This window comes from Streptomyces sp. NPDC088746 (assembly GCF_044751065.1).
Taxonomy (GTDB): Bacteria; Actinomycetota; Actinomycetes; order Streptomycetales; family Streptomycetaceae; genus Streptomyces.
The window spans coordinates 599,895-619,222 of sequence record NZ_JBIVLA010000004.1; the positions used below are offsets into that span (position 1 = coordinate 599,895).

Genomic DNA, 19,328 nt, shown 5'->3' on the forward strand with positions numbered 1-19,328 from the left:
CCTCGGGCGTGCCGTCGTCCAGGGAAGGGCGGCGTCAGAAGCTTTCCGCACGCTCCGGCCGCTCGGCTGCGACCGCGTCGGTCCCGCCGGGCGACGCCCCCAGCGCGCGCAGCGCGAAATCCACCACACGGTCGGCGGATTCCTGTGCGGACATGTTCGCCGCCCCGCTGATCTGCTCGTCGAACGCCTGCCGCAACAGCGCGCAGATGGCCCGCGCGTCGGCGCCGGGGTCCTTCGCCCACGGAAACGCTCCGCCGTCACGGCCCTGTTCGAGAACGAGCGCCACGACGGCCTCCTGCCCCGCCTGGGAGCGTGCGCGTTCCGCCGCGTAGCCGCGGGCGCGCATGGCCTGCTCGGAGGTCATGACAAGCACCCGCTGCCTGCGACGGCGGTCGGCCGCCAGATGGAGTGTGCCGTCGATGAATCGGCGCAGTGCGTCCTCCGGCGTGGGCGCGGAGGCGACGGACCTCTGCAGCTCGGCCATCACACGGTCCGTGTCCCGCCGGAACATCGCGAGCACGAGGTCGTCCTTCGATCCGAAGTGCCGGTAGAAGGCACGGGTCGAGAGCCCCGCTTCGGCCAGGATGTCGCCCACCGACGCGGACGCGCCCTCGCTCGCGGCCAGCACCCGGTAGGCGGCGTCGATGATGCACGCGCGCTCGGCCGCCTGCTCCCGGCCGCGAGAACCTGATTGCCGCGTTTCACGCTTCATGGCGTCGCAGCCTAGTCCCTGAGGAGATGGCGTGCTCCTGCCCCGAAGCCTTGACCGGACCGTCGCCCGGGACGCGAGACGAAAGGGCCACTTTCATACCGCTCATGACGGCCGGCCCGTCGAGGGCTGGAGTGGGCACTCAGGCGACACGCGTGAGGGCGGAGCCCGCACGCCCGGTGACCGTCAGGAACCCCTCGGCGTCCAGCCGCCCGGCGTCGCCCGTCCTGAGCCAGCCGTCCGCGGTCAGATCGGGCTCCCCGCGCTCCGGAAGCCAGTAGCGGAGAAAGCGGTCGGGACCGCGCGTCTGGATCTCGCCCTCTTGTCCCGCGCGCACCACGCCGCCCTCCGCGTCCACGATCCGCACCTCGTTGCCGGGCATCGGCCGGCCATCGGTCGTGGCCCTCTTGTCCGGCGGCATGGAGGCGGTGCCCGCGGTGACCGTCGGATGCTCGACGGAGCCGTATGCGCGGCAGACGGTCACCCCGGCACGGTCGGCGCGTTCCAGCAGCCCGGGGGGCACCGGACCACGGCCGACGAGATAGTCCGTGAGCGTCCCCACTCCGCGCGCGTCGCTTTCCGCCACGTCCAGCAGCGCCATCAGCTGGGCGGGCGTACCGGCCGACGAGGTCACACGCCTGCCATGGATCAGCTCCAACGCCGCGTCCGCGTTCCACCGTTCCAGGAGTACGAGAGACGTACCGTGCAGCAGCGCGTCCAGCAGGGCTGTGAGACCCGCGACGTGTCCGGGCGGGAACGGGTCGAGATGGATGTTCCGGCTCGACCCGCGCCACACCCTGGTGTGCAGGGTCGCCACCTCGGACAGGACCGAACGGTGGGTGTGGACGACACCCTTGGCCCCGCCGGCGCCATGGGTGCGGACGAGCACGCCCGGGTCGTCCGGGCGCACGACCGCGTCCGGACGCAGCGGACGGAACGCCTCCAGTGCGGCCCAGTCCACGGCGTCCGACGGCACACCGGCGGCCGGCCACGTCCCCGATACGGCGATCACCCGGCGTAGCGGCGACGGCCCGTCGGACGCGCGGCGTCCGCGCAGTGCGTCGTGGGAGCGCCAGGCCGTGGTGATCAGTGCCGAGGCCCCGGAGCGCTGGAGCGCGAACCGCGTCTCCGCCGCTCCGGTCGTCGAGAGCAGTGGCAGCAGCACCGCACCGCGCAGCAGCACGGCCGCGTGAGCGACCGCGGTGGGGAGGCCGCCGGGCAACTGGACGGCCACCACGTCGCCTGCCCGTACGCCGATGGCCGCCAGGCCCGTCGCCACCCGCAGCGCCCGCTCGTGGATCTCCGCCAGGGACACCTGCCAGACGCCGGTCGGGTCGCGGAACGTCAGCGGTGTCGAGGGGTGGGCCGCCGCGCCGGCGGCCAACGCCGCCGGCAGCACGTCCACCGCTTCGCCGGCCGGCACGTGGATGGGACTCGAAGGTGCGAGCATTTCGATCACTCCGATGCGTACAGATGCCTCCGGCGGTCCGGCGGCGGTTTTCACGTTTCGTCTTCGGTCCCGCCCGCGAGCTGGCCGCGTCCCCGCTCCAGGACGGCCAGGCGGCGGGACGCGACGGCCTGCTGGTCACCCACGGCCTCGCCCCGTTCCCAGATCGCCCGCTCCCCCGCCCCCGCCGCGCCGGCGCCTTCCTCGGCGGCCGCGTCGTACAGGGTGCGGACCGTGGCCAGCACGTGCGGGTCGACCGTGGCGGCCGACCCGGCCAGCCGCAGCGCGGTGTCCAGCAACCGGCTGTCCGGGACGACCGAGTTGACCAGTCCGATGCGTTCGGCGGTGCGCGCGTCCACGTAGTCCCCGGTGGCCGACATCTGGCGGGCCCACCCCTGCCCGACCGCCAGAGGCAGGCGGGCCGTGAGGCCCCAACCGGGCACGATGCCGACCCGGGCATGGGTGTCGGCGAACCGGGCGCTCTCGCCCGCGACCAGGAAGTCGCAGGCCAGCGCGATCTCGAGACCACCGGTCACCGCGGGTCCGTTGACGGCGCCGATCACCGGTACGCCGACCGAGGTGAGGGCGGTGACCACGTCGAGCTCGCGGACGTCGGGTGGGCCCTGCTCGGCGACCTCGGTGAGGTCGAGGCCGGCGCAGAACGCCGTGCCCGCGCCGGTGACGACCACCGCCCGCACCTCCCCGTTCGAGGCCTCGGCCCGCAGCCGGGTGAACGCGTCGACGAGCAGGCCGAGGAATTCCCGGGTGAGGGCGTTGCGCCGGCTGGGCCGGTTGAGCAGAACAAGGGCCACGCCGTCGGCCGGCCGGGACACGGCTACGAGAGGCCCCTCGTCGCGGGCAACAGCGGTCACGCGCTCTCCTCCAGAGATCGGTGGCGGGCCATCCGTCGGATCAAAGCCTCGCACCTCTCTTATTTAGTAACATGATTAAACCACCGGAACAAGAGCCGTGCCTCCGGTCCGATGTGTACCGGGCCGAGGCGCACACGGTGGTTCTCGACCGAGCGAGGAACCGCCCATGTGCCGGGAGACCTCCCGGCACGCGTCGAACGAAGGGGCAAACCGTGACCACAGCCATCGACCGGACACCACCCGCCGTGCACCTGCGGATCGGTGACAGTCGCCGCTCCGAGGGCGCGGGCGGCACGTTCGACCACGTCAACCCCGTGACGGGTTCAGTGGATTCGACGATTCCGCTGGCCGGGCCCGCCGAGGTCGAGGAGGCGGTGCGGGAGGCCCACGAGGCGTTCCGGGCCTGGCGCCGCACCCGTCCCTCGGAGCGCCGGGCGAAGCTGCTGAAGCTGGCCGACCTGATCGAGGAGAACGGGGAGGAGTTCGCCCGGCGGGGCACCCTCGACAACGGAACACCCTTCGCACTGGGTGCGCACTTCGTCGAGACGTCCGCCGAGTGGACGCGGTACTACGCGGGCTGGGCCGGCAAGTCGGAGAGCCAGGTCACCTCGTCGTTCGCGGCGGACGGCGAGTTCGCCTACACCCTGGCGCAGCCGTACGGGGTGATCGGGGTGATCATCACGTGGAACGGCCCGCTGATCTCGCTGGCCATGAAGATCCCGGCGGCGCTGGCCGCCGGCAACACCGTCGTGGTCAAGCCGTCCGAGCTCACTCCCTACTCCGCGGAGTTGTTCGCCGACCTGGTCGAGGAAGCCGGCTTCCCGCCCGGTGTGGTCAACATCCTCCCCGGCACCGCGGCGGCCGGTGAAGCCCTGGTGTCCCACCCTCTCGTGGAGAAGGTGTCCTTCACCGGCGGCCCGGACACCGCGCGCAAGATCCTGCGCAGCTGTGCGGAGACGATGAAGCCGACGGTGCTCGAACTGGGCGGCAAGTCCGCCAACATCCTGCTGGAGGACGCGGACCTGGACACTGCCTGCACCCTGGGCACCCTCATGTCCGTGGGGACGCTCACCGGTCAGGGATGCGCCTTCCCGACGCGGATGCTGGTGCAGCGCCGGATCTACGAAGCCGCCCTGGAGAAGGTGGCCCAGGTCGCGGCGACGATCACCAGCGGTGATCCGTTCGATCCCACGACGGTCTCGGGGCCGCTGATCAACGAAACCGCCCTCACCCGCGTACTCGGCGTGATCGAGAAGGCGAAGTCCGACGGAGCTCGACTCGTCACCGGCGGATCGCGCGTCGAAGGGGATCTCGCCGGCGGTTATTTCCTCCGGCCTACGGTGTTCGCCGACGTGGACCCTTACAGCGACCTGGCCCAACGAGAAGTGTTCGGACCGGTGCTCGCCGTCATACCGTTCGACACGGACGACGAGGCCGTCGAGATCGCCAACAGCACCCCCTACGGCCTCTCCGCCTACCTCCACACCCAGCAACTGCACCGCGCGCACCGCATCGCGGAGGAGCTGGTGACGGGTGAGGTCCTCGTCAACGGCGCCGCCAACCTGGCAGTGGGCCGGCCGTTCGGCGGATGGGGTATCAGCGGGGTCGGCAAGGAAGGCGGACGGCAGGGGTTCGAGGAGTTTCTGCGCACCAAGAGCGTGGCCATCGGCGGGAACGGAGCATCGGCATGAGCGGCGGAGTATCGGTGGACTGGTCACTGGACGGCAAGGTGGCGATCGTCACCGGCGCCGCACCGGGCGGCATCGGTGAGACTTACGCCCGCACACTCGCCGCCGCCGGCGCGGCCGTGGTGTGCGCCGACATCCGTGAGGACGGCGCCGCGAAGGTGGCCGCCGGGCTGGAGGCGGAGGGACACCGGGCGATCGGCGTCGGGGTCGACATCACCGATCCGGACTCGGTGGAGTCGATGACCGGCACCGCCGCGTCCGCGTTCGGCGGAGTCGACGTCCTGGTCAACAACGCGGCGCTGATGGCCACCGTGCATCCGGGGCCGGTGCTGGAGTGCGACTACGGCCACTGGAAGCACGTCATGGACGTCAACCTCAACGGCGCCTACCTGTGCAGCCGCAGCGTCGTCCCGTACATGCGGGAACGCGGCGGCGGCCGGATCGTCAACCAGACGTCCGGCGGCGCGTACCCGCCCAGCACCCTGTACGGCATCACGAAGCTGGCACTGGTCGGCCTCACCACCACCCTGGCCCGCGACCTGGGCCCCTCACGGATCACCGCCAACGCCATCGCACCGGGGATGGTCGAGAGCGACGCCGGCAAGGGACTCGTCCCCGAGGGCTCGGCGTTCCGCGAGATGATCAGCCAGGTCGCCGCCATGCAGCCGTTCGCAGAGCCGGAGGAGCTGGCCGGAACCCTCCTGCTGCTCACGACCCCGGCGGGCAACTGGATCACCGGCCAGGTCATCCACGTCGACGGCGGCTGGATCCTGCGGCCCTGAGAACGCGGGAGCGTGGCCGGCGGCATCCGCCGGCCACGCTCCCGGGCCGCGATTCAGGCGGTGTCGGCGTCCACGGCCAGGCGTTGGACCACGTGGCGCCGCACCGGTTCCGGATGGGTCAGTCGGATGCGGGAAGCGGCTTGGCACCCTTGACCGGAAGGAGGGCTCCGTCCACAGCCAGGGCGCCGTCACCGGCCTTGGTGCAGAGCAGTTCCAGGCCGAGACCGTCGTCGGCGTAACGCTTGCCCAGCAGGGTTCCCGTCATCCATGCCGGGTCGGGGACGCCGTTCCCGCTCTCACCGCCCGCCCGGAGATCGACCATCGCAGCGCCGCCGCAGGTGAGCGTGACCTCCTGCTGCGGTGCCCGGACCACGATGACCGTCGTGGTGTCGACCGTGCTGGAGAGGGTCTGTCCGACTCGTGGCTTCATCTGGAAGCTCCTTCGCTGGGCGTCGCGCGGGATGGCCTTGCCGTCGGCCGTGCCGAGCTCCGGTTCGGTGGGGCCCCCACCCCGGGCCTTGGAATGTATAACTGAATTAGCCACGACTCAAGAGGTGCGGCGCCGGCTGAACGCGGCCGCAGCCGCGCGGAACTCCGGCGAGGTGAGCAGACCGCCCTGGATCGCGCCGAGCACCGCAAGCTCGCCCTCGAAATCGGCACCCAGAGCCCGCCGCAGGGCTTCCTTGCTGCTGTGCAGCGCCGGCCGGGAGAGCCCCGCCAGGGCCTCCGCCCGCTCCAGGGCCCGCGCGATCAGCCGCTCCGGCTCGACCACCTCGCCGACGAGTCCCCAGCCGAGAGCTTCCTCGGCGGTGACACGCCGTCCCGTGAGGACGAGTTCCGCGGCCCGGGTACTGCCGACGGCCCGGGTGAGGAGATGCGCTCCGCCCATGCCGGGCACCAGTCCGGCACCGATCCAGGAACTGGCGAAGACGGCGTCGGTGCTCGCACAGCGCAGGTCACAGGAGAGCGCCAGATCGAGACCGGCACCCAGCGCGGGGCCGTTCACCGCCGCGATCACGGGAACGGGCGCGGCGGCCAGCGCCCTCACCAGTCGGTGGAATTGACCGTAGACCGTATCGGTCACCGCCCGTGCGCCGCCCTCCGCCACCGCTGACAGCGCGACGAGATCGCCTCCCGCGCAGAAGGCGGAGCCCTCGCCGGTGATCACCACAGCGGCGACGCCCGAGTCGTCCCCGGCCTCGCCGACCGCGTCCGCCAAGCGACCCACGAGTTCGGGCGTGAGGGCGTTGCGGCGCTCCGGGCGGTCAAGAGTGAGCAGGGCGGCCGGACCCCGGCGCTCGACGCGGAGCCCCGCGCTCATCGCATGCCCGTGAGGTCGCGGGCGATGATGGTGCGCATGACTTCGGAGGTGCCGCCGTAGATGGTCTGCACGCGGGCGTCGATGTAGGCACGGGTGACGGGGTACTCCATCATGTAGCCGTATCCGCCGAAGAGCTGGACACAGCGGTCGACGATCCGGCGCTGCGCCTCCGTGGTGGCCAGCTTGCCCTGGGCCGCTTCCACCGCGCTCAGTTCACCGTCGTTGAGCGCGAGCATCGAGGCGTCCACGTACGCCTGGAGCACATCGATCTCGGTCTTCATGTCGGCGAGTTCGAACTGGGTGTTCTGGAACTGGGCGAGCGGCTTGCCGAATGCGGTGCGCTCCTTGGTGTACGCGACCGTCCATGACAGGACGGCCTGAGCGCCGTACAGGGCCTGGAGCGTGATGCCGAGCCGCTCCCGCGGCAGGCGCTCCATGAGGTGGAGGAAGCCGCGGCCCTCGGTGCCGAGGAGGTTGCGGTCCGGGACGCGCACGTCGTCGAAGAAGAGCTCGGCCGTGTCCTGCGCGTGCAGACCCATCTTCTCGAGCTTCCGCCCGCGGGTGAAGCCCGGCATGCCGCGCTCCACCACGAACAGGCTCAGCCCTCGTGAGCCGCCCTCCGGGTCGCTGCGCGCGACGACGATGACGAGGTCGGAGGCGATTCCGTTCGTGATGAAGGTCTTGGCGCCGTTGAGCACCCAGTCGCTTCCGTCCCGCACGGCGGTGGTCCGGATGCCTTGCAGGTCGCTGCCCGCTCCCGGTTCCGTCATCGCGATGGCGCCGATCAGCTCGCCGGCGGCGAGTCCGGGCAGCCACCGCTTCTTCTGCTCCGGCGTCGCCAGGTCCATCAGGTACGGCAATGTGATGTCGTCCTGAAGGCCGAATCCGGAGTTCAGGGAGGCGGCTCCCACCCGTGCCAGCTCCTCGATGACGACGCTGCGGTAACGGATGTCGTCCACCCCGCTGCCGCCGTGCTCCTCGGGTACCGCGAGACCGATCACGCCTTGCCGGCCCGCCGCCAGCCACGTGGAGCGGTCCACCATGCGCTCGGCCTCCCACCGCGCCTGATGCGGGACCACCTCCCGCTCGACGAACTCACGGACCGTTGACCGGTATTGCTCGTGCTCCGGTTCGTAGAGCCTGCGCCGCACGCGTACCTCCCCGACAGTAGCGACCCATCTATTCAATCTAAGTTAAAACAGTAAGACGATAAACTCAAGGAATGCGACAGCCGCTCACTTCCGGCCGACGGTGGCGCGGCCGAGCTGTTGGGCGCCCCGGTCCGTCAACATCCATTCGGCCGGCGGGCCGGGGAGCTCCTGCGCGAGTCCCTGCGCCCGCAGCCGCGCCAGCAGGGAGGTCGCACGGCTGACGGTCGCGTGCAGCGGGAAGCCCCGCAGCCCATCGAGGGTGCCGCGCTTGCGCAGCAGCCCGGCGATCTCCCATGCGGTCGCGGGGCCCCGGGCGAGGATCGCGACGGTGTCCGACAGACGCCCCGCGTGGTACGCGCGGATCTGGGTCAGCCTGCCGGGGAGGTCGGTGTACCGCTCCTCGTGCGCCGGAAGCACCTCGGCGGGTTCCAGCAGTTCCAGCCGGTCCAGGGATTCGAGGTAGCGGCCGAGCGGATCGTCCCCGGTACGGCGCGGTTCCTGGACCGCCACGACCGTGCGCGCCAGCACCTGGTCGCCGGCGAAGAGCAGCCGGTGCCTGGCGTCCCAGAAGCAGAGGTGGCCGGGACTGTGCCCGGGTGTCCAGACCGCGGTCAGCTCCCGGCCCGGGATCTCGGGCCGCTGCCCGTCCTCGATCAGTACGTCCGGGCCCCCGACCCGGTGCCCGGAGTGCAGCCCCACTTCGGCGAGGACCGCGTCCATGGCGTCCTGCGGCGCCCCGGCCCGTCCCAGCAGCGCCGCGAGGCGTTCCGCCGGGTCGGTGCGGTAGTGCCGCAGCTCCGTCGCGTCCAGGGGGTGGAGGCCGACCCAGGCTCCTGACGCCTCGCGGATGCGGGGCGCCAGACCGTAGTGGTCCATGTGCGAGTGGCTGACCGCGATTCCGCGTACGTCCTCCACCCTGGTGCCCAGCAGGGCGAGCCCGCCGACCAGGGCGGACCAGCACTCGTCGGTGTCCCAGCCGGCGTCGATGAGGTACGGGCCGGCGTCACTCTCCACCACGTAGACGGTCACGGTGCCCGGCGCGGCGGGCAGCGGCAGGGTGAGGGCCCACAGCCCGGGCCGGATCAGCACGGGGACCGCCGCCCCTTCCCCGGCCCGGCCGGGCTCGCGCGCGTCCGTCACGCCGGATTCCCGTCGCCCGGCCCGTCGTTCGCCTCTTCCTCGGGGCGGTAGCAGACCTTGAGCAGCAGGGCGGCAGCCGCCGCGCCGACTCCTGCGGCGAGCGCGGCCTGGCGGGGCCCCTCGGCGCGCCGGCCGACCAGCGCGTCCAGCGAGTGGCGGCCGTTCCCGAGGGCGGCGAGCGAGACAGCGGCGCCCGCGACGACGGCCGTGTACTCCCATCCGCCCTTGAAGACGAAGAAGCCCTTGCCCCGGTGGTCGGTGCGGGCGGCGACGGCCATGAGGCCCACGGCGGCGGCCGCGGGCAGCGGCGCGGCGACACCGAGGACCAGGCCCGCGCCCGCCGCCAGCTCGGAAGCGGCAGCCATCCGCGCGTGCGCGGCGGCGGGCCGGAGCCCCAGGGACTCGAACCACGAGGTGGTGCCCCGCAGCCCGCCGGGCCCCTTGATCTTGTTCCAGCCGTGGGCGAAGAGCATCGGGCCGAGCGTGGCCCGCAGGACCAGGGCCGCCGCGTCGCGGCCCGTCGTCCCGGGCCGGGGTGAGGATGTCGGTGTGGTCACGAGGTCAGCCTTCCTTGCGGTACGTCGTCGTTCTCGGTGGTGGTACGGGCCGGGGGCAGCGGCGCGAACACCGGGGTGCGCTTCTCGGAGCGGGCCGCCAGAGCTTCCGCCAGGTCCGGACCGTCGAAGGAGGTGTCCATCAGGGCGAACGCGCGCCGGACGGCGTCGTCGCGGGGCCGGTCCAGGTCCCCCCACACCTGTGCCTTGATCGCGGCCAGTGAGGCCGGCGAACAGTTCTCCGCCAGTTCGGTGGCGTGCGCGAGGGCTCGCGTGAGTGCCTCGCCGGGCTCGGTCACGTGCTGCACCAGCCCGATGCGGGCAGCCTCCTCGGCGCTGACGGTGCCGCCCGAGAAGAGCAGTTCGAGGGCGTGGGTGGTTCCCACGACGCGGGGAAGCAGCCAGGACACCCCGTACTCGGCGACCAGCCCCAGCCGGGCGAAACTGCTGCTGATGGTCGCGGTGGAGGCCGCGTACCGGATGTCGCTGCCCAGCAGGTAGGCGAAGCCGATCCCGGCGACCGGTCCGTTGATCGCCGCTATCACCGGTTTCCGCAGCCGGAGCGCGAGATCGGGCAGGTCCTCGGCCCGCGGCACGAACCGGCGGATGGCGTCCGGCCCCTGGCGGAGCACGGCCAGATCCGCTCCCGCGCAGAAGCCGCGTCCCGCTCCGGTGACGACGATCGCGCGCACGGCCGGGTCGGCGTCGGCGGCGCGCAGCGCGTCCGCGTAGGCCGTCGCCATGGGCAGGGTCATGGCGTTGAGGACCTTCGGGCGGTTCAGGGTGATGACCGCCACGTGGCCCGCCTGGCTCACCAGGACGGGACGTGCGTCCTCTTCGGATGAGGTTGCTTCGGAGGCCGTGGTGCCTGTGCTCTGCATGGAGCCGCCTTTCTCGGTGCGACGCACGGTGGTGGGTGACCTTGGGCCCGGCCGGCCTCTTTCGCCGCCGGGCCGGAACGGGTCAGGGGGTCCGGCCGGTCAGCGCCGCGAGTCCGGCGGCGGCGAGGCGGGGGACGGCGGACCCGACGGTTTCGAAGCCGTCGCCGACGGTGAGGCCGTCGGCGTAACGGGCGTGGATGCCCTCCGCGATGACGGCGATCTTGAAGTAGCCGAGCCCGAGGTAGAAGTCCAGCGGGCCGAGGTCCCGTTCGGAGGCCCGGGCATACCGCTCGGCGAGGGCGGCGGGGGCCGGGAAGCGGTCGCTCACCGAGGCCGCCGAGCCGCCCAGCACCGGCTCGAACGCCTCGTCCCGGTAGACGAGGTGGAGGGCCAGGTCCGCGAGCGGGTCGCCGAGGGTCGCCATCTCCCAGTCCACGAGTGCCCGTACGCGGCTCGGGTCGTCCGGGTCGAGGATGGCGTTGTCCACGCGTACGTCCCCGTGCACGATCGCCGCGGCCGACTCGGTGGGCAGGCGCTGGGCCAGGAGGCCGTGCAGGCGCATCAGGTCGGGCAGTTCACGGGTGGCGACCCGGTCCCACTGGTCGCGCCACCGGCTCACCTGGCGCCCGAGATACCCCTCGGGCCTGCCGAACCGCCCGAGACCGATCTCGTCATACGGTACGGCGTGCAGGGAGGCCATCGCGTCCACGAGGGCGTACGCGCACGCTTCGGCGCCCGCACGCGGCAGGCGTTCGAGGTCCGCGCGGCTGCGTACGACCGTGCCGGCCACGTGTTCCACGACGGAGAACGGCACACCGAGCACATCCGGGTCCTCGCACAGGGCGACCGCACGCGCCACCGGGACGTCCGTGCCCCACAACGCCCGGACGACCCGGAACTCGCGCCCCATGTCGTGGGCGGACGGCGTCAGTCCGCCGAGCGGCGGCCTGCGCAGTACCCAGGAGCCGGCCGGGCCGTCGATGCGGAAGGTGAGGTTGGACCGGCCTCCGTGCAGGAGTTCAGCGGTGACCGGGCCCTCGATCTCCGGGGCGTGGCGCTCGAACCAGTGCCGCAGGGCGGTCAGGTCGAGTTCCTGCGCGGTCGTGCTCATGTCGTCCCTCCGGCGGCGCGCACCTGGCGGCCCACGACGCGCTTGGCGATCGCCCAGCGGTGTGTCTCGGACGGGCCGTCGTAGATGCGGAAGGGGCGGACCTCGTTCAGGTACCGGCCGAGCAGGACGTCGCCCGAGATGCCGAGGGCGCCGCAGATCTGCACGGCGCGGTCCACCACCCGCCAGACCGCCTCCGCGGTGAACGTCTTGGCGACGGCGGTGGCCTGGGCGGCCGGCTCCCCCTGGTCCAGCTCCCAGCACGCGCGCAGCACCAGTCCGCGGGACGCCGCGATGTCGATCTCGGAGTCGGCGATCATCCCCTGGACCATGCCCAGTTCCCCGAGGCGCGCACCGAACAGCCGCCGCTCAGCGGCCCGTTCGACGGCGATCTCCTGTGCGCGCCGTGCGATGCCGAGCCACCGCATGCAGTGCGTCATCCGTGCGGGGCCGAGCCGGACCTGGGCGTAACGGAAGCCTTCGTCCACCTCTCCGAGCATCGCCTCGTCGGGTACGAAGCAGTCCTCGAAGAGCACTTCCGCGTGGCCCGCGAACAGTGCCTTGTCGAGGGTGTCGATGTGCCGGACGATCTTCATTCCGGGGTTCTCCGCGTCGACCAGGAACATGGTCGCGCCGCCCCGGTCGCCCGCTTCGCCCGAGGTGCGCGCGAAGCAGACGGCGAACGCGGCACCGTCCGCGCCGGTGATGAACCACTTGCGGCCGTTGATCCGCCAGCCGCCGGGCACCCGTACGGCACGGGTGTTCAGGGCGGCGGGGTCGGCCCCCGCGCCGGGCGCGGGTTCGGTCATCGCGAAGCAGGACCGGACGTCGCCGGCGGCCAGCGGGCGGAGGTAGCGTTCCTTCTGCTCACTGGAGGCGATCGCCTCCAGCATGTGGATGTTGCCCTCGTCCGGGGCCGCGATGTTGAGGGCCAGCGGCCCGAAGAGCGACCAGCCCGCCTCCTCGAAGACGGCGGCCCTGCCGCACATGTCCAGGCCGTGTCCGCCGTACTCCACGGCGGCGTGCGGGGCGAAGACTCCGGCCTCCCTTGCCGCGGCCTGAAGGTTCAGCCGCATCGGATCGCCGCCGGCGGCGGCCACCCCCGCGTGGCGTATCTCCTCCGGGACCACCACCGTGCGTACGAAATCGGCGGTGCGCCGGGCGAGTTCCGCCACTTCGGTTCCGGGGCTCAGATCGATGGACAAGCGAACCTCCTAGGGAGCCGCCCCGCTCTCCGGCGTCGCACGCCGTCGAGGGAGGGCTCGCAGCGGCCGTCCCGTTTTCGGACCGGCACTCCACATCCGTTCGACTTTCAGGCAACATAGCTTACCTAGTTGCATGATGTTTCGGCAAAGGCACCGGGCACCGTACAGTCGGCGCTCAGCCGAGCCGCGAGCGAAAGGAAGGCCCATGGCCCCCTCCCTGCTGGACCTGCACGACCGGACCGCCCTCGTGACGGGAGGCAACAGCGGCATCGGCCTCGGCATGGCGGACGCGCTGGCGGCGGCGGGAGCCCACGTAGCCGTCTGGGGCACCAACCAGGAGCGCAACGCCGCCGCCGTGGAACGCCTCTCCCGCCACGGCCGCAAGGCCGTGGCAGTGCGCTGCGACGTCGGCGACCCCGCACAGGTCACCTCCGCGATGGCGGAAACGCTGGACGCCCTGGGCCGGCTGGACACCTGTATCGCCAACGCCGGGGTGGGCGGCCACTACGACCGCTTCCTCGACCTCACACCGGACGAATGGCACCGTGTGCTGCGCGTCAACCTCGACGGCGTGTTCTACACCTTCCAGGCCGCCGCCCGGCACATGAAGGAACGCGGCGAGGGAGGCAGCCTCGTCGCCGTGTCGAGCATCGTCGGCACCACCAAGGGCGAGTCCAGGACCCAGGCGTACGCCACGAGCAAGGCGGGGCTGACCGGCCTGGTCCACTCCTGCGCGGCCGAGCTCGGGCGCTACGGCATCAGGGTCAACGCCATCCGTCCCGGCTGGATCGAGACACCCCTCGCCCAGGACCTCCTCGACGACGAGCGTTTCGCCGACCGGGCCCTGCACCGCATCCCGTCCCGGCGCTGGGGGCGCCCCGAGGACCTCGGCGGCGTCGCCGTCTACCTGGCCTCGGACGCCTCGCGCTACCACACGGCCGACGAACTGGTCGTCGACGGCGGCTTCGTGGCGGGCTGACGGGGCGGCGGGGCTTCCACCCGCCCGCACGGCCTTTCCTGACGGCACCCACGCACAGCAGACACGGATGGTGACTCAGCTCATGACCAAGCCCACACCGACCACGACCGACGAGTCACCGCACGGCGGCTGGAACGACGGCACGAACGCGTCCTCGGGCGGGGCCGCCTTCGCCGGGCTCATCGACTCACTCAGGCTCGCCCAGGACCGGATCGCCGAGGCAGCCGCGCCGGACGACGTCGTACGGGAGGCGACCCGTTCGCTCCAGGACGTCGCGGCAGCCCTCGCGCCGTACAGCGTCCCCGGGAGCGAGCAGATCACCGGCCACCGACTCGATCTCCCGGGGCGCGGACAGGCTCTCGTTCCGGCGTTCCACGTGGACGAGTGGGACGAGGAGCACGCGACCGGCAGGTTCCGGCTGGGCCGCTACTACCTCGGCGGGAACGGAGCCGCCCACGGCGGGGTGATCCCGCTGGTGTTCGACGAGGTGCTGGGCCGCCTCGCCAACACCGGCCGGCGCCGGGCCCGCACCGCCTTCCTGCACGTGAATTTCCGAAGCGTCACTCCCATCGGCCCCGAGCTGCGGCTCACCGCGCGCTTCTCGCGCGAGGAGGGCCGCAAGCGCTACCTCACGGCGACGATCCACCACGGCGACGTGCTCACGGCCGACGCGGAGGCCCTCTTCGTGGCCCTCCGGCCGGGTCAGCCCTGAGGAGCCCGTCAAGGCCCCGTCCCTGCGGCGGCACATGACGCAGACAGACACGTGCACATGCGGAAATGGGCAATGGACCTGGCGCCGCCGAGGTGCGAGCATCCAATGACCAGGCACTTCACGCGGTTGTCACAGCAGCCGACCGTCGCGGACGGCCGGCGGGCCATGCCCGCGCGCGCCGCCGCACACACAGCGGTTCTCCACCGGGCAACCGACGCGACCACGGGCGACGGCCGCACTCCCGTGCCGTGGAACGTCGAAGGAGAACACCTCCCATGAACATCACCGCAGCACTGTCGCGCGGCCCGAAGACCCCGTTCACCCTGGAGACCATCACGATGGCTCCGCTGCGGGACGACGAGGTACGGGTGCGTCTCGTCGCGGCCGGCATGTGCCACACCGACCTGGTTTCCAAGGCCGGCATGCCCGCCGAGCCCGGCGCCGTCTTCGGACACGAGGGCGCGGGGATCGTCGAGGCCGTGGGCGCCGGCATCTCGGGAGTGGACGTCGGGGACAAGGTGTTGCTCACCTTCCGCAGTTGCGGACAGTGCCACGCCTGTGCCCAGGGCACGCCCGGTTACTGCGATGCGTTCGTGGCCCTGAACTCGTCGGGCCTTCGGGCGGACGGGTCGGTGACGCTGACGCAGGACGGGAAGCCCCTGCGCGGTTCGTTCTTCGGCCAGTCGAGCTTCGCCTCCCACGCGATCGCCAGCCAGGACAACGTGGTGGTCGTGGACCCGGAGACCGACCTCGCGGCGGTGGCTCCGTTCGCCTGCGGGTTCATGACGGGCGCCGGAGCCGTGGTGAACGTACTCGCGCCGGACCCGGAAGCCCGGGTGATCGTCTACGGTGCCGGCGGCGTGGGCATGGCGGCCGTCATGGCGGCCGCCGCCCTCGGCGTCCGGACGATCGTCGCCGTCGACCTGTCCGAGGAACGCCGCGAGGCGGCACTGGCCCTCGGCGCCACGGCCGTCGTCGACGGCCGGTCGGACGACCTCGTGAAGCTGCTGGCCGAGGCCACCGGCGGTGGCGCGACGCACGCCGTGGACACCACCGCGGTGCCCTCCGTCATCAGCTCGGCCGTCGCCGCGCTCGCTCCGCAGGGCACGCTGGTCCTGCTGGGCCTGGGCGCGCCGGAGGTCACCTTCAACGTGATGGACCTGATCACCTCCGGCAAGACGGTACGCGGCTGCATCGAGGGCGACGCCGATCCTCAGGTCTTCATCCCGCAGCTCGTCCGCTGGCACGCGGAAGGGAAGTTCCCGCTCGAGAAGATCGTCCGGCACTACGCGTTCGCCGACATCAACACGGCCATGGCGGACTCCGTCTCCGGCTCGGCGATCAAGCCGGTCCTCGTCTTCGACGAGCCCTCCGCGCGATGAGCTCTGCCGGGATCGCGTCCGCGCCCCGCTTCGGCAGCGGACGGGCGCGGGCCCGGCCTCCTGCTCCACCCCTCTTCATCGCATTCCAGGAAGAAGCATGACCTTGACCAGTCCCAGCACCACCCCTGTAGCCCAGGTGCCCGAAGAGGGCATCACCGGCGCCGCGCTGAGTGAACTCCTCGCAGCCCAGCAGCGCGCGTTCCTCGCCGAGGGACCGCCGAGCGCGGCGGTCCGCATCGACCGCATCGACCGGCTCACCGCGGCGCTCCTGGAGCACGCCGACGAGCTGACCGCCGCGCTGAACGCCGACTTCGGCAACCGCCCCGAAGCGAACTCCCTCAGCAGCGACATCCTCGGTGCGATGAGCGACGTGACCGACGTCCGCGAGAACCTCGAAGCGTGGATGGCCGACGTCGAGATCCCCGCGGCCGCCGCCAAGGGCCTGCCCACCCACATCCAGAACCGGCCCAAGGGTGTCGTCGGCATCATCGGCCCCTGGAACTTCCCCGTCTCCCTCGTGTTCCAGCCCGCCGTCGAGGCCTTCGCCGCCGGCAACCGCGTCATGATCAAGTTCTCGGAGGTGCCCTCCCGCACGGCCGAGGTGTTCGCCCGAGCGGTCGCCACCCGCTTCCCGCAGGACGAAGCGGTCGTCGTCCGGGGCGGCACGGAGACCTCCGTCGCCTTCTCCGAGCTTCCCTTCGACCACCTCTTCTTCACCGGATCGCCCGGTGTGGGACGCCATGTCGCCGCAGCCGCCGGCCGCAACCTCACGCCGGTCACCCTCGAACTCGGCGGCAAGAACCCCGTCGTCGTCGGCCCCGACGCCGACGTCCAGGTCGCCGCGGAGCGCGTCTCCGCCGCCCGCATGATGAACGGTGGCCAGCTCTGCCTGTGCCCCGACTACGTTCTCGTACCCGAGGACAAGGTCGAGGCGTTCGTCGGCGCGTTCCGCACCGCCATGCAGGGCTACTTCCCGGCCTACCGCGAGAACCCGGACGTCGTCACCCTCGTCGACGACCGCAACTTCGCGCGGGTCAAGGGGCTGGTGGACGACGCACGTGCCAAGGGCGCGGAGGTCATCACCATGGTCCCGGAGGACGAGCAGGCGGCGCTCCCGGACGCGGCAACCCGCCGTATGCCTCCCACGCTGCTCCTCGGCGTCACCGACGAGATGACCATCGCGCACGAAGAGGTCTTCGGTCCCGTCATCAGCGTCCTGCCGTACGGCACGGTGCGCGAGGCCATCGACTACATCACCGCCAAGCCCCATCCGCTGGCCGCGTACTGGTACGGCGATGACACCGCGGAGTTCCGCGAGTTCGTGCGGCGCACCACCTCCGGCGGCGTGACCCGCAACGACATGGCCCTCCACTTCGGCATCGAGGGCGCCCCCTTCGGCGGCGTCGGCCAGAGCGGTTCCGGCGCGTACCACGGCAAGGCCGGCTTCGACACGTTCAGCCACCGGCGCACCATCACCCAGAGCGCGCTCCCGTTCGGCGTGGCGCCGTCCGCCATGCCCCCGTACACGACGGAGAAGCGGGACCAGCTCCGGGGCGCCGTCGCGCAGGCCCTCACCGCGGTCAGGAAGCAGCTGGGCGAGTCGGACTGATCCCTGTCGGCGGCGGGGCCGCGCCCCGCCGCCACACCGCCCCGCGAAACGAGTGAAGCCCGCAGACATCTGCGGGCTTCACTCGTTTGCGTATGCGATACGTCACCGCACGGGGCGGTTCACCGGCTCGGCCGGAACACCGGCACGGCTTCCCCGTCCCCGTCCGCCGGGCGGGCGAACTCCACGGTGACGGGCGAGCCCGAGGACGGCGCACCGTCGTCCACGCCGACGACCCGGGCGTACAGCCAAGGGCCTTCGGTCAGTTCGACGAGGCCGATCGTCGTGCGGGGTGCCGGAACGCCGTCCTTGGGACGGGGCTGCGTCGCGGTCCAGGACACGAGCGTTCCGGTACCCAGGGCGGGGACCCAGGAGAGCTCCGCCTTCCCGCAGGCGGGGCAGGCGGTCTCCTGGGGCGCCCCGTGGCCGCCGCACGCGGCGCAGTGCCGGATCAGCAGTTCGCCCCGGCCCGTGCCGTCGAAGAAGGCTTCGGTGTCGGCATCTCGCCGGACTGCGGGAACGGTGGTCATGGCGGACCCTTTCTGTGGTGGACGGCCGGGCGGCCGAGGGAGACGACGGGGGGCGGCACGTCAGGCGTGCGCGTGCGGGCTGAGGATCAGCGTCGAGTGGTGGTCGAGGATGCCCCCGTTGCCGCTGACGAGCACGGTGTCGTGGCGCGGCACCTGGCGTTCTCCCGCCTCTCCGCGCGCTTGCAGCACGGCCTCGGAGAGCGGCGTCATGCCCCACAGGTAGTACGAGGAGAGCTGACCGCCGCCGGTGTTGACCGGCAGCGTCCCCTGCGGACCGAGTGCCCCGCCGGCGACGAACTCGCCGCCCTCCCCCTTGGCGCAGAAGCCGTAGTCCTCCAGGGAGATCAGTGCCGTGAAGGTGTAGCAGTCGTAGAGCTCGACCACATCGATGTCGCCGACGGTGACGCCTGCCATCTTCATGGCCGCGGGGCCCGAGGTGGCGGCGCCGCTGACCAGCCCGAACTCGCTGCCGCGGGCCATGGGGTAACCGGGGTGGGACTGACCCCAGCCCAGGACGTGCACCGGAGGCTTGCGCAGGTTCGCCGCGCGTTCGGCGGTGGTCACGATGACGGCGATGCCGCCGTTGGTCACGAGGCAGCAGTCGAGCAGCCGGAAGGGATCGGCGATCGGCCGTGAGGCCTGGTGGTCCTCCACGGTGATGGGGGTACGCATCTGGGCGAGCGGGTTCATCACCGCCCAGTCGCGCTGCGCGACGGCGATGTGGGCGAGCTGCTCGCTCGTGGTGCCGTAGGTGTCCATGTGGCGGCGGGCCGCCATCGCGTAGAGCGGGTTGGCCCCGGCGATGCCCGCCGCGGCGTTCAGCCCCCGCCAGCCGGCGGGGGCACGCCCCGCACCGGCGTAGGCCGCGCCCGCCGACGACTTCTCCTTCAGCGGCGCGTCGGCGAAGACGCAGGCGACGGCCTCCGCCATGCCCGACTGCACCGCCATGGCGGCGTACTGGACCATGGCGCCGGCGGTGGAACCGTACGCCTGCACCTCGGAGAGCATCCGCAGGTCGCGCAGGCCGAGGTCACGCTGGAGCCCGAGGCCGACGCCACCGCCGACGCCCTGGCTGGTGAGCAGCCCGTCGATGTCGGTGAGGGCGAGACCAGCGTCCTCGGCCGCGCGGCGCACGGCGTCCGCGGCGAAGTCCGCGGCGGTACGCCCGTACACCTTGCCCATGTCGGTGATGCCCAGCCCGGCGATGGCCGGACCGCGCCCCCCGCGCTCAGTGGTACTCACGTGATGTCAACTGCCTTTC

General features: G+C 72.0%; 19 protein-coding genes. 6 read left to right on the forward strand and 13 right to left on the reverse strand.

Annotation, left to right across the window (positions count from 1 at the left end; genetic code table 11):
* Positions 1 to 34: 34 nt before the first annotated feature.
* The 3 genes from ACIP63_RS21630 to ACIP63_RS21640 form a co-directional block, all read right to left on the reverse strand.
* Positions 35 to 712, reverse strand: coding sequence for a TetR/AcrR family transcriptional regulator (locus tag ACIP63_RS21630; RefSeq protein ID WP_401517870.1), 678 nt, complete (start codon positions 710 to 712; stop codon positions 35 to 37).
* 139 nt (positions 713 to 851) lie between these two features.
* On the reverse strand, positions 852 to 2,159 hold the full coding sequence (locus tag ACIP63_RS21635) for a class I adenylate-forming enzyme family protein (RefSeq protein WP_401517873.1): 1,308 nt from the start codon (positions 2,157 to 2,159) through the stop codon (positions 852 to 854).
* 50 nt (positions 2,160 to 2,209) lie between these two features.
* On the reverse strand, positions 2,210 to 3,028 hold the full coding sequence (locus ACIP63_RS21640) for an enoyl-CoA hydratase (RefSeq protein WP_401517876.1): 819 nt from the start codon (positions 3,026 to 3,028) through the stop codon (positions 2,210 to 2,212).
* Between the two features lie 212 nt (positions 3,029 to 3,240).
* On the opposite strand from ACIP63_RS21640, the gene ACIP63_RS21645 reads away from it, so the two are divergent.
* Positions 3,241 to 4,719, forward strand: coding sequence for an aldehyde dehydrogenase family protein (locus ACIP63_RS21645; RefSeq protein WP_401517879.1), 1,479 nt, complete (start codon positions 3,241 to 3,243; stop codon positions 4,717 to 4,719).
* Complete coding sequence (locus ACIP63_RS21650; RefSeq protein WP_401517882.1) at positions 4,716 to 5,498, forward strand: SDR family oxidoreductase; 783 nt, start codon at positions 4,716 to 4,718, stop codon at positions 5,496 to 5,498. Before ACIP63_RS21645 ends, ACIP63_RS21650 begins: the two co-directional genes overlap by 4 nt.
* A 118-nt stretch (positions 5,499 to 5,616) precedes the next feature.
* Here ACIP63_RS21650 and ACIP63_RS21655 read toward each other — a convergent pair whose 3' ends face one another.
* The 8 genes from ACIP63_RS21655 to ACIP63_RS21690 all read right to left on the reverse strand — a co-directional run bounded on the left by ACIP63_RS21655 (position 5,617) and on the right by ACIP63_RS21690 (position 12,858).
* The gene (locus ACIP63_RS21655; RefSeq protein ID WP_401517884.1) at positions 5,617 to 5,928 is read right to left on the reverse strand and encodes a hypothetical protein; all 312 of its coding nucleotides are present in this window, start codon (positions 5,926 to 5,928) and stop codon (positions 5,617 to 5,619) included.
* A 117-nt stretch (positions 5,929 to 6,045) separates the two neighbouring features.
* Positions 6,046 to 6,819, reverse strand: coding sequence for an enoyl-CoA hydratase/isomerase family protein (locus ACIP63_RS21660; RefSeq protein WP_401517887.1), 774 nt, complete (start codon positions 6,817 to 6,819; stop codon positions 6,046 to 6,048).
* The gene (locus ACIP63_RS21665) at positions 6,816 to 7,970 is read right to left on the reverse strand and encodes an acyl-CoA dehydrogenase family protein (protein ID WP_401517890.1); all 1,155 of its coding nucleotides are present in this window, start codon (positions 7,968 to 7,970) and stop codon (positions 6,816 to 6,818) included. The genes ACIP63_RS21660 and ACIP63_RS21665 overlap by 4 nt, the downstream gene beginning before the upstream one ends.
* Before the next feature lie 84 nt (positions 7,971 to 8,054).
* Positions 8,055 to 9,110 (reverse strand): MBL fold metallo-hydrolase, encoded by a 1,056-nt coding sequence (locus ACIP63_RS21670; protein ID WP_401517892.1) that lies wholly within the window; start codon positions 9,108 to 9,110, stop codon positions 8,055 to 8,057.
* The gene (locus tag ACIP63_RS21675; RefSeq protein ID WP_401517894.1) at positions 9,107 to 9,667 is read right to left on the reverse strand and encodes a DoxX family protein; all 561 of its coding nucleotides are present in this window, start codon (positions 9,665 to 9,667) and stop codon (positions 9,107 to 9,109) included. Before ACIP63_RS21675 ends, ACIP63_RS21670 begins: the two co-directional genes overlap by 4 nt.
* A complete protein-coding gene (locus tag ACIP63_RS21680; protein ID WP_401517896.1) occupies positions 9,664 to 10,545 on the reverse strand; it encodes an enoyl-CoA hydratase-related protein in 882 nt (293 codons plus the stop codon). Before ACIP63_RS21680 ends, ACIP63_RS21675 begins: the two co-directional genes overlap by 4 nt.
* A gap of 82 nt (positions 10,546 to 10,627) precedes the next feature.
* Complete coding sequence (locus tag ACIP63_RS21685) at positions 10,628 to 11,656, reverse strand: phosphotransferase family protein (protein ID WP_401517898.1); 1,029 nt, start codon at positions 11,654 to 11,656, stop codon at positions 10,628 to 10,630.
* Positions 11,653 to 12,858, reverse strand: a complete 1,206-nt coding sequence (locus ACIP63_RS21690; protein WP_401517900.1) for an acyl-CoA dehydrogenase family protein — start codon at positions 12,856 to 12,858, stop codon at positions 11,653 to 11,655. Before ACIP63_RS21690 ends, ACIP63_RS21685 begins: the two co-directional genes overlap by 4 nt.
* 205 nt (positions 12,859 to 13,063) lie before the next feature.
* On the opposite strand from ACIP63_RS21690, the gene ACIP63_RS21695 reads away from it, so the two are divergent.
* The 4 genes from ACIP63_RS21695 to ACIP63_RS21710 all read left to right on the forward strand — a co-directional run bounded on the left by ACIP63_RS21695 (position 13,064) and on the right by ACIP63_RS21710 (position 17,540).
* Positions 13,064 to 13,837: an SDR family NAD(P)-dependent oxidoreductase gene (locus ACIP63_RS21695; RefSeq protein WP_401517903.1), complete on the forward strand. Its 774-nt coding sequence runs from the start codon at positions 13,064 to 13,066 to the stop codon at positions 13,835 to 13,837.
* A gap of 82 nt (positions 13,838 to 13,919) precedes the next feature.
* Positions 13,920 to 14,549 carry a PaaI family thioesterase gene (locus ACIP63_RS21700; RefSeq protein WP_401517905.1) on the forward strand — a complete coding sequence of 210 codons (630 nt, stop codon included), beginning with the start codon at positions 13,920 to 13,922 and terminating at the stop codon, positions 14,547 to 14,549.
* A 275-nt stretch (positions 14,550 to 14,824) separates the two neighbouring features.
* Positions 14,825 to 15,931, forward strand: a complete 1,107-nt coding sequence (locus tag ACIP63_RS21705; RefSeq protein ID WP_401517908.1) for an NAD(P)-dependent alcohol dehydrogenase — start codon at positions 14,825 to 14,827, stop codon at positions 15,929 to 15,931.
* Positions 15,932 to 16,028: 97 nt separating this feature from the next.
* Positions 16,029 to 17,540: an aldehyde dehydrogenase family protein gene (locus tag ACIP63_RS21710; RefSeq protein WP_401517910.1), complete on the forward strand. Its 1,512-nt coding sequence runs from the start codon at positions 16,029 to 16,031 to the stop codon at positions 17,538 to 17,540.
* 119 nt (positions 17,541 to 17,659) lie between these two features.
* Here ACIP63_RS21710 and ACIP63_RS21715 read toward each other — a convergent pair whose 3' ends face one another.
* Positions 17,660 to 18,067, reverse strand: a complete 408-nt coding sequence (locus ACIP63_RS21715) for a Zn-ribbon domain-containing OB-fold protein (protein WP_401517913.1) — start codon at positions 18,065 to 18,067, stop codon at positions 17,660 to 17,662.
* 60 nt (positions 18,068 to 18,127) lie between these two features.
* The gene (locus tag ACIP63_RS21720) at positions 18,128 to 19,309 is read right to left on the reverse strand and encodes a thiolase family protein (RefSeq protein WP_401517915.1); all 1,182 of its coding nucleotides are present in this window, start codon (positions 19,307 to 19,309) and stop codon (positions 18,128 to 18,130) included.
* Positions 19,310 to 19,328: the final 19 nt, after the last annotated feature.

Coding starts and splice junctions, on each gene's coding strand:
- ACIP63_RS21650 (WP_401517882.1), top strand. CDS start 4,716: ATGAGCGGCGGAGTATCGGTGGACTGGTCACTGGACGGCAAGGTGGCG.
- ACIP63_RS21685 (WP_401517898.1), bottom strand. CDS start 11,656: ATGAGCACGACCGCGCAGGAACTCGACCTGACCGCCCTGCGGCACTGG.
- ACIP63_RS21705 (WP_401517908.1), top strand. CDS start 14,825: ATGAACATCACCGCAGCACTGTCGCGCGGCCCGAAGACCCCGTTCACC.
- ACIP63_RS21660 (WP_401517887.1), bottom strand. CDS start 6,819: ATGAGCGCGGGGCTCCGCGTCGAGCGCCGGGGTCCGGCCGCCCTGCTC.
- ACIP63_RS21715 (WP_401517913.1), bottom strand. CDS start 18,067: ATGACCACCGTTCCCGCAGTCCGGCGAGATGCCGACACCGAAGCCTTC.
- ACIP63_RS21695 (WP_401517903.1), top strand. CDS start 13,064: ATGGCCCCCTCCCTGCTGGACCTGCACGACCGGACCGCCCTCGTGACG.
- ACIP63_RS21655 (WP_401517884.1), bottom strand. CDS start 5,928: ATGAAGCCACGAGTCGGACAGACCCTCTCCAGCACGGTCGACACCACG.
- ACIP63_RS21680 (WP_401517896.1), bottom strand. CDS start 10,545: ATGCAGAGCACAGGCACCACGGCCTCCGAAGCAACCTCATCCGAAGAG.
- ACIP63_RS21635 (WP_401517873.1), bottom strand. CDS start 2,159: ATGCTCGCACCTTCGAGTCCCATCCACGTGCCGGCCGGCGAAGCGGTG.
- ACIP63_RS21710 (WP_401517910.1), top strand. CDS start 16,029: ATGACCTTGACCAGTCCCAGCACCACCCCTGTAGCCCAGGTGCCCGAA.
- ACIP63_RS21700 (WP_401517905.1), top strand. CDS start 13,920: ATGACCAAGCCCACACCGACCACGACCGACGAGTCACCGCACGGCGGC.
- ACIP63_RS21630 (WP_401517870.1), bottom strand. CDS start 712: ATGAAGCGTGAAACGCGGCAATCAGGTTCTCGCGGCCGGGAGCAGGCG.